Origin of the sequence: Amycolatopsis acididurans (assembly GCF_012328925.1) — a bacterium.
In the GTDB taxonomy this organism is placed as follows: Bacteria; Actinomycetota; Actinomycetes; order Mycobacteriales; family Pseudonocardiaceae; genus Amycolatopsis_E; species Amycolatopsis_E acididurans.
Window position 1 is genome coordinate 14844 of the sequence record NZ_JAAXLS010000037.1, and the last position, 14534, is coordinate 29377.

Annotated in this window: 11 protein-coding genes; 1 reads left to right on the forward strand and 10 read right to left on the reverse strand. The window is 69.6% G+C overall.

The window, feature by feature from the left end; translation table 11 throughout:
- Positions 1–2: 2 nt before the first annotated feature.
- From nirB to HFP15_RS31930, 8 genes are all read right to left on the reverse strand, one after another.
- Positions 3–2540, reverse strand: coding sequence for a nitrite reductase large subunit NirB (nirB, locus tag HFP15_RS31895; protein ID WP_168520505.1), 2538 nt, complete (start codon positions 2538–2540; stop codon positions 3–5).
- Positions 2541–2572: 32 nt separating this feature from the next.
- Positions 2573–3940 carry a nitrate/nitrite transporter gene (locus tag HFP15_RS31900; protein WP_168520506.1) on the reverse strand — a complete coding sequence of 456 codons (1368 nt, stop codon included), beginning with the start codon at positions 3938–3940 and terminating at the stop codon, positions 2573–2575.
- Positions 3941–3955: 15 nt separating this feature from the next.
- A complete protein-coding gene (locus tag HFP15_RS31905) occupies positions 3956–5401 on the reverse strand; it encodes an FAD-dependent oxidoreductase (protein ID WP_168520507.1) in 1446 nt (481 codons plus the stop codon).
- The gene (locus HFP15_RS31910) at positions 5398–7407 is read right to left on the reverse strand and encodes a molybdopterin oxidoreductase family protein (RefSeq protein ID WP_168520552.1); all 2010 of its coding nucleotides are present in this window, start codon (positions 7405–7407) and stop codon (positions 5398–5400) included. Before HFP15_RS31910 ends, HFP15_RS31905 begins: the two co-directional genes overlap by 4 nt.
- 229 nt (positions 7408–7636) lie before the next feature.
- Entirely contained in the window at positions 7637–8440 is an 804-nt protein-coding gene (locus HFP15_RS31915) for a TIGR02569 family protein (protein WP_312871859.1), read from the reverse strand.
- A gap of 56 nt (positions 8441–8496) precedes the next feature.
- Positions 8497–9675, reverse strand: coding sequence for an adenylyltransferase/sulfurtransferase MoeZ (gene moeZ, locus HFP15_RS31920; protein ID WP_168520508.1), 1179 nt, complete (start codon positions 9673–9675; stop codon positions 8497–8499).
- Positions 9676–9774: 99 nt separating this feature from the next.
- Complete coding sequence (locus HFP15_RS31925) at positions 9775–10869, reverse strand: DUF3152 domain-containing protein (RefSeq protein ID WP_168520509.1); 1095 nt, start codon at positions 10867–10869, stop codon at positions 9775–9777.
- Positions 10870–10950: 81 nt separating this feature from the next.
- Positions 10951–11955 carry an alpha/beta fold hydrolase gene (locus HFP15_RS31930; RefSeq protein ID WP_168520510.1) on the reverse strand — a complete coding sequence of 335 codons (1005 nt, stop codon included), beginning with the start codon at positions 11953–11955 and terminating at the stop codon, positions 10951–10953.
- Between the two features lie 87 nt (positions 11956–12042).
- On the opposite strand from HFP15_RS31930, the gene HFP15_RS31935 reads away from it, so the two are divergent.
- A complete protein-coding gene (locus tag HFP15_RS31935; RefSeq protein ID WP_168520511.1) occupies positions 12043–12681 on the forward strand; it encodes a TetR/AcrR family transcriptional regulator in 639 nt (212 codons plus the stop codon).
- 34 nt (positions 12682–12715) lie between these two features.
- Here the strand turns inward: HFP15_RS31935 and HFP15_RS31940 are convergent, their stop codons facing one another.
- Together HFP15_RS31940 and HFP15_RS31945 are read right to left on the reverse strand one after the other, a co-directional pair.
- Positions 12716–13612: an alpha/beta fold hydrolase gene (locus HFP15_RS31940; RefSeq protein WP_168520512.1), complete on the reverse strand. Its 897-nt coding sequence runs from the start codon at positions 13610–13612 to the stop codon at positions 12716–12718.
- A complete protein-coding gene (locus HFP15_RS31945; protein ID WP_168520513.1) occupies positions 13609–14514 on the reverse strand; it encodes an AurF N-oxygenase family protein in 906 nt (301 codons plus the stop codon). Before HFP15_RS31945 ends, HFP15_RS31940 begins: the two co-directional genes overlap by 4 nt.
- Between the last annotated feature and the right edge of the window lie 20 nt (positions 14515–14534).

Below are 14534 nucleotides of genomic sequence, written 5' to 3' on the forward strand. Positions count from 1 at the left end.
CGTCACCGCGAAACCACCTCCGGAACACCCAGTAGAACAGGGACCTTCTGCTCCCGCTCCTCCTTGAACGAGATGGTCGGGTCCGGCGTACCCGGCGCGTTCACAAAGGACGTGAAGCGCGCCAGCTTGTCCGGATCCTCGAGCACACCGCGCCACTCGTCGGCGTAGTTCTCCACGTGTTTGGCCATCGCGGCATCGAGCTCTTCGCAGATACCGAGTTTATCGTCAACGATGACTTCGCGCAGGTGATCGAGCCCACCGTCCATCTCCTCGATCCACGGCGCGGTCCGCTGCAACCGGTCCGCGGTGCGCACGTAGAACATGAGGAAGCGGTCGATGTAGCGGATCAGCGACTCGGAGTCCACATCGGACACCAGCAGCTCGGCGTGCCGCGGGATGGCGCCGCCGTTACCGCCCACGTAGAGGTTCCAGCCCTTCTCGGTGGCGATGATGCCGAAGTCCTTGCTCCGCGCCTCGGCGCATTCACGCGCACAACCCGAGACGCCGGACTTCAGCTTGTGCGGCGAACGCAGGCCGCGGTAGCGAAGCTCCAGCTCCACCGCCATGCCGACGCTGTCCTGCACGCCGTAGCGGCACCAGTCCGAGCCCACGCAGGACTTCACCGTGCGCAGCGCCTTGCCGTAGGCGTGGCCCGATTCGAAACCGGCGTCCACCAACCGCTTCCAGATGTGCGGCAGCTGGTCGACGGTCGCGCCGAACATGTCGATGCGCTGGCCGCCGGTGATCTTGGTGTAGAGCCCGAACTCCTTGGCCACCTCGCCGATCACGATCAGCTTCTCCGGCGTGATCTCGCCGCCGGGCACCCTCGGCACCACCGAGTAGGTGCCGTTCTTCTGCATGTTGGCCAGGAAGTGGTCGTTGGTGTCCTGCAGCGTGGCCTGCTCGCCCGCCAGGACGTGCCCGCCGTCGCCGGCCGTCGTGTCGAGCGTGGCGAGAATCGAGGCGACGGCAGGCTTGCACAGCGCGCAGCCGGAACCGGTGCCGTGCTTGGCGATCAGCTCCCCGAACGTGGTGATCCGGGTGGCGTGGATGATCTCGAACAGCTCCTGGCGCGAGTAGGCGAAGTGCTCGCACACCGCCTTCGACTGCTCCACCCCGCACGCGTCGAGCAGCTTGCCCAGCATCGGCACGCACGAACCACATGTGGTGCCGGCCTTGGTGCAGCCCTTGATCTTCGCGACGCTGTCGCAGCCCTCGCTGGTGATCGCGTGCGTGATCGCACCCTTGGTCACGTTGTTGCACGAGCAGATCTGCGCCGCGTCCGGCAGTGCGTCCACGCCGACGGCCGAAGCGCCGCCCTCGGGGGCGAGCATCGCCGCGGGATCGGCGGGCAGCTTGCTGCCGACCAGCGGCCGCAGCATGTTGTAGGCGCTCGCGTCACCGACCAGGATGCCGCCGAGCAGCGTGCGGTCCTCGTCGCCGGAGACGACGAGCTTCTTGTAGTAGCCCGAGACCGCGTCCGCGAGCACGACCTCCAGCGCGCCCTCGGTGGTGGCGTGCGCGTCGCCGAAGCTCGCCACGTCCACGCCCATCAGCTTGAGCTTGGTGGACATGTCCGCGCCGGGGAACGTGCCCTGCCTGCCCAGCAGCTGAGCCGCGACGATCTCGGCCATCGTGTAGCCGGGCGCCACGAGGCCGTAGCAGCGGCCCTCGACCGCCGCGCACTCGCCGACCGCGTAGATGTCGGGATCGCTGGTCACGCACGAGATGTCGGTGATGATGCCGCCCCGCTCGCCGACGTCCAGCCCGGCGGCGCGGGCCAGCTCGTCGCGCGGCCGCACACCGGCGGAGAACACGATCAGGTCCAGGTCCAGCTCGGTGCCGTTGGTCAGGCTCGCGGTGAGCCTGCGGCCGTCCTGCTCGATCTTGTTGGCCGACGTTCCGGTGTGGACGGTCAGGTCCAGTTCGGTGATCAGCTTCCGCAGCAGCGAGCCGCCGCCCTCGTCCACCTGCAGCGGCATCAGCCGCGGCGCCATTTCCACGACGTGCGGGGAGAGACCCATGTCCCGCAAGGCCTTCGCCGCTTCCAGGCCGAGAAGCCCGCCACCGACCACCATGGCGGCGGCGCGCCCCCGCTTCGCCGACTTCGCGCTCTCGACGGCGTCCCGGATCGCGTCCAGGTCCTCGATCGTGCGGTAGACGAAGCAGCCCGGCAGATCGTGCCCGGGGACCGGAGGCACGAACGGGCGGGATCCGGTGGCCAGTACCAGCGCGTCGTAGGGCTGCACGTGCCCGGAGGCGGTGCGGACCGTCTTCGCGGTCCGGTCGATCTCCGCCACCGCGTCGTTCAGCCTCAGCTCGACGAGGGAATCCCCGGCATAGTCCGAACCGGACAGTGCGAGCGCCTGCGCCTCCCAGCCATCCACATAGGACGTGAGGGCGACTCGGTCGTAGGCCGGGCGCGCCTCCTCGGCGAGCACGACGACCCGCCAGGAGTTTTCAGTGTCCTCGGCGCGCAATGCCTCGACAAGCCGATGGCCCACCATGCCGTGTCCGACGACGACCAGCGTTCGCGTCATCTTTCGTTCCTCCTAAGGTGTTGCGCTCGGCGTCAGACCTGGGCGCCGGCCAGCGCCAGCCCCTTCTCACTTACCGGGGCTTCGGACTTCCGCAGATAAACGACCCAGGTCACCATGAAGCAGAGGCCGTAGAAGACGAGGAAGCCGACGAAGGCGGCGACCCCGCTCTTGGTGGTCGTGAACGACTGCCGGAACGCCAGGTTGATGACCAGGCCGCCGAGGGCACCGATCGCACCGGCGAGACCGATCAGCGCACCGGAGAGCTTGCGGGCCCGCAGCAGTTCGGTCGCCGAGTCCGCGCCGGCGTCGATGGCCGCCCGCGCCTTGGCCTTGAAGATCGCCGGGATCATCTTGTACGTCGAGCCGTTGCCGATACCGGTCAGCACGAACAGCACGATGAACGCCGTCGTGAACAGGCCGAGCGACTTGATCTGCGAAGCGACGATCAGCAGTGCGGTCATCGCCGCCATGCCGATGAAGTTGTAGAATGTGATCTTGCCGCCGCCGATCCGGTCCGCCAGCCAGCCGCCGACGGGGCGGGCCAGGGAGCCGAGCAGCGGGCCGAGGAACGTCACGTACGCCGCCTGCAGCGGGGTGCGGCCGAACTGGTTCTGCAGCACCAGGCCGAAGGCGAAGCTGTAGCCGATGAACGAACCGAAGGTGCCGATGTAGAGGAAGGACATGACCCACGCGTGGGCGTCCTTCATGACCTCGCGCATGCCCTTCTGGTCGTTCTTGACCGAGGCGATGTTGTCCATGCCCAGCGAGGCACCCAGCGCGGCGATCACGATCAGCGGGATGTAGACGGCGAACAGGATCCGCGGTGCGGACGTGCCCGCGCTCGCGATGATCGCGAGCCCGACGAGCTGGATCACGGCGACGCCGAGGTTGCCGCCGCCCGCGTTGAGACCCAGGGCCATGCCCTTGGCCTTCTCCGGGAAGAAGGCGTTGATGTTGGCCATCGACGAGGCGAAGTTGCCGCCGCCGACGCCGATCAGCACCGACAGCACCAGGAACACCCCGAACGGCGTGCCCGGCTTCATGATGATCGCCGCGAAGATCGACGGGATCAGCAGCAGCGAGGCGCTGACGATCGTCCAGTTGCGACCGCCGAAGCGCGCGACCGCGAACGTGTAGGGAATCCGCACGAACGCGCCGACCAGCGTCGCGAGCGAGGTCAGCAGGAACTTGTCACCGGCCGACAGACCGTACGGGGTGCCCATGAACAGCACCAGCACGGACATCAGGGACCAGATCGAGAAGCCGATGTGCTCGGCGAAGATGGAGAACCACAGGTTGCGGTTCGCGATCTTCTTTCCGGTCGACTGCCAGAAGGTCTCGTCCTCCGGTTCCCAGTGCTCGATCCAGCGCCGGCCTCGGTGTTGTGTCGCTGTGGTCATAGCCTCTCCTGGGGGTTATGAAGTGGTCGCGAGCCAGTCCGCGATGCCGCGCACGGCATCGCGGCAGCTGCCGCATCCGGTGGTCGCTCTGGTCGCCGAGGCCAGCTCGGACACATCTGTCGCGCCGGCCCGGAACGCCTCCACGAGGCGTCCTTTGGTCACCGAGTTGCATCGGCACACCACGGTCGAACCGGGCAGGTCGGCGGGGCTGGACGCCGGCGCGGCCCCGGAGGGCAGCGCGCGTCCCAGCAGGACGGCGAGGCGGTCGGTGGGGACGGGGACGCCTCGGTCGTAGAGCTGCGTGATGGTGGCGGCCGCGTCCGGCGCGCCGAGCATGATCGCGCCGGTCACCCGATCCTCACGGATCACGAGTTTGGTGTAGCGGCCGCGGGTCGGGTCGGTCAGGCACAGCACCTCGGCACCGGTGTCGCCGGCCTCGGCGTGCGCCTCCCCGATCGCGGTGAGGTCGATGCCGCGGGCCTTGAGCTTGGTGACGACCTGCGTGCCGCGGTAGCGCGACGAGACGTCCTCGCCGGTGAGCAGGTCCGCGAGCACCGCGGCCTGCTGCCACGCCGGTTCCACGAGCCCGGACACGGTGCCCGGATGCTGTGCGACGTCACCGATCGCGTGGATGCGCCCGTCGCTGGTGCGCAACGCGTCGTCGACCAGGATGCCGCGGTCGACCTCGATTCCGGCGTCCACCGCGAGCCCGGTCTGGGCGCGCACACCGGCGGAGATGACCACGAGATCGGCGTGCACCTTGCTGCCGTCGTCGAGTTTCAACCCGTCGCCCGGCACGTAGCGCGCGGCGCTCGTGCCGAGCCGGAAGTCGATGCCGTGCTCGGCAAGGGAACGGGCCAGCACCTGGCCCGCGCCCGCGTCGAGCTGGCGCTCCATGATGTGGCCGGCGGGGTGCACGACGGTGACCAGATTCCCGCGGCCGGCGAGCCCACGAGCCGCCTCCAGCCCGAGCAGACCGCCACCGAGCACGGCCACCGGCGCGCCGACCTTGGCCGCGTCGAGGATGCGGTCGCAGTCGTCCAGCGTGCGGAACGCGACGACTCCGGGCGCGGGCATGCCGTCGTCCAGCACGAGCCCTTCGACGGGCGGCAGCCACGGCTTCGCACCGGTGGCGAACACCAGCGCGTCGTAGTCCACACAGGACCCGTCGTCGAGTTCCACGTGCCGCTTGACCCGGTCGAGACCGACCGCGGTGACGCCGGTGCGCAGGTCGATCCCGTGCTGCGAGGCCCAGTCGCCCTCGTGCAGCCGGACCATGTCGGGCCGCATCGTGCCGGCGAGCACGGCGGAGAGCAGGACGCGGTTGTAGGCGGCGTGCGTCTCCTCGCCGATGACGGTGAGGGCGACGCGCTCGCCCTTCGGGTCACGCTGCCGGATTTCGTCGGCCAGCCGCGCACCCGCCATCCCGTAACCGAGCACGACCACCTTGCGGGGGCTCATCGAAGATCATCCTTACCCAGGTTGACGGCACAGACCTTGAACTCCGGCATCCGGCTGGTCGGGTCCAGCGCCGGGTTGGTGAGCAGGTTCGCGCGCTGGGCGCCGCCGAAGTGGAACGGCAGGAACACCACGTCCGGCCGCATCGAGGACACGCACCGCACGCGCGCGGTGGTCTCGCCGCGACGCGAGCTCACGCGGGCCCAGTCGCCGTGCTCCAGCCCGTGGCGGGCCGCGGTGTCCGGATGCACCTCGACATAGGCCTCGGGCACGACGTCGTTCAGTTCCGGCACCAGCCGGGTCTGCGCACCGGACTGGTAGTGCTGCAGCACGCGGCCCGTGGTGGCCTGCAAGGGAAACTCGGCGTCCGTCGGCTCCGCGGGCCCGCGGTGCTCGACCGGCACGAACCGGGCGCGGCCGTCGGCGTGCGCGAAGCGGTCGGTGAACATCCTCGGCGTCCCGGCGTGCTCGGTGCCCGGCACCGGCCAGTACAGCGCCTCACCGGCGCGGAGACGGTCGTAGCTGATCCCCGAGTAGTCGGCGAGCCCGCCCCTCGAGGCCTCGCGGAGTTCGGCGAACACGGTCTCGGCGTCGACGGGGAAACGCTCGGCGGGCTGGCCGAGCCGGGTCGCCAGTCCATTGAGGACATCGAGGTCGCTGCGCACGCCCTCCGGCGGGTCGATCGCCTTGCGGCGGAGCAGAACCCGGCCTTCGAGGTTGGTCATCGTGCCGTCCTCCTCGGCCCACTGGGTGACCGGGAGGACGACGTCGGCCAGCGCCGCTGTCTCGGACAGGAAGAGATCGGCGACGACGAGGAAGTCCAGCGCGGACAGCCGCTCGGCGACGTGCGCCGCACGCGGCGCGGAGACGACCACGTTGCTGCCGAACACCAGCAGTGCGCGCGGCCCGTCCCCGGTGCCCAGCGCGTCGAGCAGTTCGTAGGCCGACCGGCCCGCGCCCGGCAGCGAGTCGGCGGGCACGCCCCAGACGTTCGCGACGTGCTCGCGCGCGGCCGGGTCGTCGATCTTGCGGTAACCGGGCAACTGGTCGGCCTTCTGGCCGTGCTCGCGGCCGCCCTGGCCGTTGCCCTGGCCGGTGAGGCAGCCGTAACCGGAGCCCGCGCGGCCCGGCAGGCCGAGCGCGAGCGCCAGGTTGATCCACGCGCTGACCGTGTCGGCGCCGCTGGCGTGCTGCTCGGTGCCCCGCGCGGTGAGAATGTAGGCGTTGCGTGCCTTGGCCAGCCGCTGCGCCACGCGGCGCTGGTCGGCGGCGGCGACGCCGGTCACCCGCTCGACGCGCTCGGGCCACCAGCGCGACACGATCCGCCACACCGCGTCGAAACCGCGGGTGCGTTCGTCCACATAGGACCATTCGAGCAGGCCGTCGGCGACGACCGCGTGCAGGATCCCCATCGCCAGCGCCATGTCCGTACCGGGCGCGGGCGCCAGGTGCAGACTGCCCTGTTCGGCCGTCGGCGTGCGGCGGGGGTCGACGACGATGAGGCCGCCGACGTCGATCGCGTGGCGCAGGTGCTGCATGAACGGCGGCATCGTCTCGGCCGGGTTGGACCCGATCAGCAGTACCGCGTCGGCCTCGGCGAGGTCCGTGAGCGGGAACGGCAGCCCGCGGTCGAGCCCGAACGCCTTGTTACCGGCGGCCGCGGCCGAGGACATGCAGAAGCGGCCGTTGTAGTCCACCTGCGAAGTACCCAGCGCCACCCGGGCGAACTTGCCCAGCAGGTAGCACTTCTCGTTCGTCAGCCCGCCGCCGCCGAAGAGCGCGGCCGCGTCGGCGCCGTGCTGCGCCTGGATGTCGGTGAGCCGCCGCGCGACGAGATCGAGGGCGTCGTCCCAGCTAGCCGGGACGAGTTCGCCGTCGACGCGGACGAGTGGGCTGGTCAGGCGCGCGGGCGAGGTCAGCAGCGTTCCGGAGGTCCAGCCCTTCTGGCACAGCCCGCCGCCGTTGGTGGGGAACTCCCTGGGGGCGACAGAGGTGCCGGACACGCTCATCCCGCACTGCAGCGCACAGTACGGGCAATGCGTCGCGACTTTGACTCCACGTTCCGCCGTCAGCGTCACGCGCACCTCCTTCCCTCGACGTGACTCGAAGGTAAGGAGGCCGTGTTACCTGAAAATGCCCGAATGTTTCAGGCGTTTGACATTGCTTGCCTATTAGCAGAGGTAGGTGGTGAGAAGTGACCTGGGGCACTTCCGTGGGAAAGTACCAGGTCGGCGAGTTTCACAGCAGTTCGCTGACCGAGGCGGCGGCGGCGCGGATCCCGTCGAGCGCGGCGGCGGTGCCACGGGGGTTGATCGAGTTGGCGGCCAGCCGGAAAAGTACGGCACGAAGGAGTAACTGGGACCATTCCGGCAGATGAGACCAGCGGTGGAGGAATTCGATACCGGCCCCGCCCCAGGCGACCGCGTCCACGGCGACGATGGCGGCGGCCCATTCGGCGGGCCGGAAGTAGGGATCGAAGTCGACGATTCCGGGCGGGGACTCACCGTCGAACAACACGGTGCCGAAGAGATCGCCGGGGACGATCTGCTCGGGCAACGCCACGGGTCTTCGTGCCACCGCGAGCACCTCGAACCAGCCCTCGCCCCTGGTCTCCTCGACGGGAATCTTCGCCTCGCCCCAGGCGATCCGGTCCGCGATGGCGTCCGGATCGGTGCGGGAGGCGAGAAATCCCGGCCGCGGCAGCTCCGCGGTCGCCTGGGTGAGTTTGAGCGCGGCCTGCATGATCTGGTCGTAGCGGTGTTCGGGCCTGCCGGGCAGATAGCGGCTCGCGGCCCAGCCGCCGATGATCGCCCGCCCGTCGGTCGTGCGCACCGGCCGGGCGATACGCAGATCGGGCGCGTCGATGCGGCTCAGCGTGTTCGCCAGCCACATCGCACGCGCCCGATCGGCGACAGGTTTGAGTACCACGTGCCCGCAGCGCCAGGCCGAACTACCCGGCAGCCGCTCCGGCTCCCCCGTCGCGCCGAAAGCGTCGAGCACGCGCTGCGGCGGGGCCTCGCGGAGTCTGGAACCGGGGGACACCCCGCGAGGTTACCGCCGCAGGCAAGGGAAATTTCAGAAAACCCGCTTGCGTCGCGTCAGTAGGTCGGCAGGCTCTTGTCGATCTGGTTCGCCCACGCGAGCACGCCGCCACCGAGGTGCGTGGCGTCCTTGAACCCGGCCCGGTGCAAGGCGGCGAGCGCCTCGGCCGAGCGGGCACCCGACTTGCAGTGCAGCACGATCGGCTTGTCCTGCGGCAACTCGGAAAGCGCCTCACCCGAGAGGATCTTGTCCTTCGGGATCAGCTTGGCGCCCTTGATGTTGACGATCTCGTACTCGTGCGGCTCGCGGACGTCGATCAGCTCGAAGTCCTCGCCCGAGTCGAACTTCGCCTTCAGCTCCGCCGGGGTGATCGTGTGGCCGGAGGCGGCCTGCTGCGCGTCGTCGGAGACGACACCGCAGAACGCGTCGTAGTCGATCAGCTCGGTGATCTTCGGGGTCTCCGGATCCTTACGGATCTTGACCTCGCGATACTTCATCTCCAGCGCGTCGTAGCTGATCAGACGGCCGAGCAGCGGCTCGCCGATGCCCGTGAGCAGCTTGATCGCCTCGTTGACCATGATCGAGCCGATCGAGGCGCACAGCACGCCCAGCACGCCACCCTCGGCGCACGAGGGGACCATGCCCGGGGGCGGCGGCTCCGGGTAGAGGTCACGGTAGTTGAGGCCCTTGCCGTTGGGCGCGTCCTCCCAGAACACGCTGACCTGGCCCTCGAACCGGAAGATCGAGCCCCACACGTACGGCTTGCCCAGCAGCACGGCGGCGTCGTTGACCAGGTACCTGGTCGCGAAGTTGTCCGTGCCGTCCAGGATCAGGTCGTAGCCGGAGAAGACATCCAGCGCGTTCGCGCTCGTCAGCTGCTCGGTGTGCAGGATGACGTTGACGAACGGGTTGATCTCCGCGATCGACTCCTTCGCCGACACCGCCTTCGGCTTGCCGACATCCGACTGGCCGTGGATGACCTGGCGCTGCAGGTTCGACTCGTCGACCACGTCGAAGTCGATCACGCCGAGCGTGCCGACCCCGGCCGCGGCCAGGTAGAGCAACGCGGGGCTGCCAAGGCCACCGGCGCCGATCACCAGGACCTTGGCGTTCTTGAGCCGCTTCTGCCCGTCCATCCCGACGTCCGGGATGATCAGGTGACGGCTGTACCGGGCCACCTCTTCCTTGGTGAGCTCGGCGGCCGGCTCAACGAGCGGCGGCAGGCTGCCTGACATCGACGTCCTCCATCTCACGCCTGGTCGCGTTTCTCGACGACCCAGTATCCACAACACAAGGGTCGCACCCCACCATTCCCGGTGTCCGCATGGTGAGACTCACCCCGAGGGCGCGCTGTCGCCGAGGTTGAGCACCGGCCAGGCATTGGGCTTGCAGACCTTGCCGTCCGCGGGCACGGCCTTCGAGTTGTAGATGTCGACCTGGTTGAGCTGGGCCACGTAGTCGTTGGCGACCCCGAACGTCTGCTGCATCATCACGGGCGCGAGCTGGCCGTTCTCCTGGCAGCCGATGTGGCTCTTGCCCAGCGCGTGTCCCACCTCGTGGTTCGTGGCGTACTGACGGTAGGTGGTCATGTCGCCACCGAATGCCAGCGCGCCGCGCACCCAGCGGGCCAGGTTGATGACCACGCTCTTCTGGAACCCGCGGATGTAGCAGGACGTGGGGAACGGGATGCCGAAGCCGCACAGATCCGCCCGCGTCGCCGTGTTCGGCGTGGTCAGCCGCACCCGGAAGTCCGGATCGGGGTAGCTGGCGTCCACGCGCTGCAGGCTCACCTTGCCGGTGCCGATCCAGCTCTGCGGGTTCGACAGGGTCGCCTCCACCGCCGTGGCGAACGAGTCGTCGCCCGCGTAGCTCGACGGATCGATCCCGTCCTCCACCTCGATGGTGTAGTGGTACAGCTTGCCGCCGGTCCCGACCTTCTTGCCGGCGTCGCCGGAGAGCGGGATGACGTGCCAGGTGCCCTTGCCCGACTCGGTGAACGCGCCGCCGGCGGGCAGTTCGGCCGTCGGCACGTTGAGGTTCGCGGGCAGCGCGGGCCGCTCGGCCAGGTTGGCGCCGGAACCGTCGCCGGTGCCCGTGGTCTGCGCGCTGCCGTCCGTCGCGGGCTGCGGCCCGGAGTTGGCCGTGTTGAACACCACCAGCGCGGTGATCACGACGAGAATCGGCAGCGCGTACACGCGCCAGCCGTAGGTCTTGGTGATGCGGGCGACGAACCCGCGCTCACGGCGCGCCCGGCGGGCCTCCTCCGGCCCTTGCTCCAGCTGCGCGGGCGCGGGCTTCCAGGACGCGCTCAGCGGCTCCCCCGTGGTGCGGCGGTGACCAGGGCGATAGCGGTCCTCGCCACGGGAGGGATGCGAACGACGGGACGCCTGATGCTGATCGCGTCGCGCTCCGTTCCTCCCCCGGTCCACGGGCCCAAGGGTGCCACATGCGCACTGTTACGCGCCTGGCGACCGGCCCGTCACAGCACGCGGTTCCATCACTCGGATGGCCTACCACACATTCGCGGCGACACGCTCCCACATGCCCAGAACGGCCTTCGCTACGGCAACCGGGCGTTCCATCTGTGCCACGTGGCCGGTCCTCGGCAGCACCAGCAGCCGCGCGTTCGGCAGTGCCCTGGCGGTGCGGGCCGCGCGGCGCACGGAGATCACCCTGTCGTCGGTGCCCCACACCACCAGCGAGGGCGCCTTGACCTGCGGCGCGATCGACCACAGCGAGGCCGGGCCGCGGGCGAACCAGGTGCGGAAGATGCTCAAGGTGCTCAGGTTCATGGCCGAACTGGCCCACCGCAACGCCAGCCGCGCGCTGTGCTCCTCCTCGAGCTCGTCGAGCCGGTGCGCCGGGAACGCGCCGGGGTTGGCGAAGCACAGGTTGATCACCTGCTGGGCGCGTTCGCGAGGACCCATCGCGGCGAGGCGCCTGCGGGCCCGGCGGCCGATCAACGGCAGGTACGCCAGCGCCATCGCCGGATCGGACAGCCGGCGCGGATCGGGCCTGCGGTCGGGCATCGCCGGGGAGATGAGTGTGAGCGTGCGCACGAGTTCCGGCCTGCGTGCGGCCAGCAGCAGCGAGATCGCGCCGCCCATCGAGTTGCCGACGAGGTGCACGGGCCCCATGCCCTCGATGAACCTCGCGAGCGTCTCGGTGTGCGCGCCGAGGCTGAAATCGAAGTTCTCGACCGGTTCGGAGAAACCGAAACCCGGCAGGTCGGGGGCGATGCCGTCGCCGTACGGCGCCAGCAGCGCGGCCAGGTCCGTCCAGTTCGAGGAGGAGCCGCCCAGGCCGTGCACGTAAACGACCTGCTCGTCACCCGCGCCCGGCGTGCGCCGTACGTGCAGCGACACTCCGCCGGAGCTCTCCACCGACCCCGGCCACGGCGGAAGGTTCGGGTCGAGGGTGGGTAACGTTGCGCTGGACAGGGGGACGTGCGTGATGGGGACCCGTCTGGCGGGCAGCAGCTGCTCGGGTTCGGCCGCCGGGATCGTGTCTGTCATTGATTCAGGATGCCTATGTTCGCCCGGCCTTGGCGACCTGTCGGTACCGGCGAGTAATCTCGAATGGGTTAGACACCGGAGGGACGCATGACGGAGACCGCCGCCACGGCGAGCCAACGAGGCGTGCGGCTGCCTCGCACGGAGCGACGTGCGCAGCTGCTCGCCGCCGCACAGCGGGTGTTCTCGGCGAACGGGTATCACGCCGCGGCCATGGACGAGATCGCCGAACAGGCCGGGGTGTCCAAGCCCGTGCTCTACCAGCACTTCCCCGGCAAGCTCGATCTCTACATCGCGCTGCTGGAAAGCCACGTCGACGAGCTGGTCGGCCGGGTCGAGGGCGCGCTGGCCTCCACCACCGACAACAAGCAGCGGGTGCAGGCCGCGGTGGGCGCGTTCTTCGATTTCGTCAACGGTGACGCGGGCGCCTTCAAGATGGTGTTCGAGTCCGACCTGCGCGGCGAGCCCGCGGTGCAGGAGGCGGTGGACCGCGCGACGTCGGCCAGCGTGAACGCGATCACCGAAACGATCACCGCGGACGCCGGGCTGAACGAGGAGAAGGCGCGGCTGCTGGCCGTGGGCCTGGTGGGAATGAGCCAGGTCAGCGCCAGGTTCTGGCTGGCCCACCACAGCACGATGAGCCGCGAGGAGGCCGTCGACCTCACCGCGACGCTCGCGTGGCGCGGTATCGGCGCCGGCTTCCCCCTGCAGCAGCAGCCGCCCCTGTAGCGGTCACCCGGCGGCGAGCCGGGATCGCCGGAACCTAGGCCGACTCGATCAGCCGCCGCAGCCGGGCCGCGACGCCGTGCGTGCGCTCGTAGGTCAGCTCGTGGCCCGCGCCGGGGAACAGCACGAACTCCGCGTCCGGCAGCTCGTTCGCGATCACCTTCGCGTGGTGCATCGGCGTGATCCGGTCCCGGTCGCCGACCAGCACGACGCTCGGCACCGTCTTGAGGGTCGCCAGCGCGGCGCGGCGGTCGTGCGTCGTCATCGAATCGCGAAACCCGCCGACGCTGCGCGGGTGTGCGCGCAGGAACTGTGCCGTCATGTGCCGCACGTCGGCCCGGTTCACCTTCTTGCCGAACGCGAGCCACTTCGTCGCGGGCCGCGCCAGCACCGCCGGGATCGGCAGGGAATCCTTGCCGTAGCGGACGAGTGCCCGCCCCAGCGACTTGTCCGTGCGGGCCGCGACGTTGCCCGCACGGCCGCCCAGGCCCAGCGTCAAACGGTCCATGTCGGAGCACGACGTGGCGACGAAGGCGACACCGCCGACCCGTTCGCGGATCAGCTCGGGATACCGCTCGGCCAGCGCCATCAGGGTCATACCGCCCATGGAATGGCCTGCCAGCACGAGTCTGCCCTCCGGCGCGCGGTCGGCGATCAGCTCGGCGAGATCGTCCGCGAGCTGGGCGACGGTCGCCGTGCCCGGTCCGGCGGGCGCGGAGAACCCGTGGCCGCGGTGGTCGTAGCGCACCGTGCGCACATCCGGCGGCAGCAGCGGCAGGACCGGGTCCCACTCGGTGTGGTCCTGGGTCCACGCGTGCACGAGCAGGACCGTCTTCGAGGCATCCTCTGGACCGCGCGAATCGACGTGCAGGGCGGTGCCGTCGCGCGTGACGAAACGGTGGCCCACCCCCCTGCGGCGAACCACCGCCGTCATCGCTTCTCCAGCAAGAACGACTTGTGCCACAGGTGCATTCCCGGCGCGCCGACCAGACCGGCCTCGGTGAGGAAGGCCATGATCCGCTCGCCCGACCACCGGATGGTCTCGTGGAAGTGCGGGTTGTCCATCGCCGTGTGCCAGGCTTCCTTCGGGTTGAGCCCGACGGCCTTGTAGACACGCGGGTTGACCAGGCTACGGGTGATCGCGAAGCTCACCAGCGCGATCAGCCAGCGCTGGTAGCGAAGCTCCACCTTGCCGAGCTTCTGCATGCCGCGGGTGACCTCTTCGCGCGCGAAGGTGACGTGCCGCGCCTCCTCCAGCACGTGGATCCGGTTGACCATGCGGACCAGCGGCTGGATGTTCTCGTCGGCCATGCTCTCGCGCTGGATCCGGTCGAGGATCTCCTCGGCGACCAGGATCGAGCCGTACAGCGCCGGCCCGTAGCCGACCAGCGGCAGCAGCTTGCCGGCCCGGTGCACGATCTTCAGCGGTCCGTACGCGGGCGCGCCGACACGTTCGACCGAGCGCGCGAACATCGTCGAATGCCGGCATTCGTCGGCGACCTCGGTGAGTGCGTACTGGGCGTGGCGCGTCGTCGGGTCGGCGTTGTAGACCTCTTTGAGCAGCATCTGCATCAGCAGCACCTCGAAGAAGATGCCGTTGCTGGCGACGCTGGCCAGCTCGTGCTTGCCCAGTTCGAGGCGCTGTTCCGGGGAGAGCTTGTCCCACAGGTGCGTGCCGTACAGCGAGCAGCGGTGTTCGGGCTGGTAGGGCATGTTCTCGGGAAGCGGCGCGGCCCAGTCGATGTCGACGTCCGGGTCGTAGAACTTGCTGGCCGAGGACTTCAGCAGCCGTTCGGCGGTCTTCTCCCGCCCCGGCTCCCTGAGCGTTCGCGTCATTGCGCCTCCCGTTGCGTGTA

Excerpts from the sequence above, each read along its gene's own strand:
- HFP15_RS31905 (WP_168520507.1), bottom strand. The coding sequence starts at position 5,401 with ATGAGCCCCCGCAAGGTGGTCGTGCTCGGTTACGGGATGGCGGGTGCG.
- moeZ (WP_168520508.1), bottom strand. The coding sequence starts at position 9,675 with ATGTCAGGCAGCCTGCCGCCGCTCGTTGAGCCGGCCGCCGAGCTCACC.
- HFP15_RS31945 (WP_168520513.1), bottom strand. The coding sequence starts at position 14,514 with ATGACGCGAACGCTCAGGGAGCCGGGGCGGGAGAAGACCGCCGAACGG.
- HFP15_RS31910 (WP_168520552.1), bottom strand. The coding sequence starts at position 7,407 with ATGAGCGTGTCCGGCACCTCTGTCGCCCCCAGGGAGTTCCCCACCAAC.
- HFP15_RS31900 (WP_168520506.1), bottom strand. The coding sequence starts at position 3,940 with ATGACCACAGCGACACAACACCGAGGCCGGCGCTGGATCGAGCACTGG.
- HFP15_RS31930 (WP_168520510.1), bottom strand. The coding sequence starts at position 11,955 with ATGACAGACACGATCCCGGCGGCCGAACCCGAGCAGCTGCTGCCCGCC.
- HFP15_RS31935 (WP_168520511.1), top strand. The coding sequence starts at position 12,043 with ATGACGGAGACCGCCGCCACGGCGAGCCAACGAGGCGTGCGGCTGCCT.
- nirB (WP_168520505.1), bottom strand. The coding sequence starts at position 2,540 with ATGACGCGAACGCTGGTCGTCGTCGGACACGGCATGGTGGGCCATCGG.
- HFP15_RS31940 (WP_168520512.1), bottom strand. The coding sequence starts at position 13,612 with ATGACGGCGGTGGTTCGCCGCAGGGGGGTGGGCCACCGTTTCGTCACG.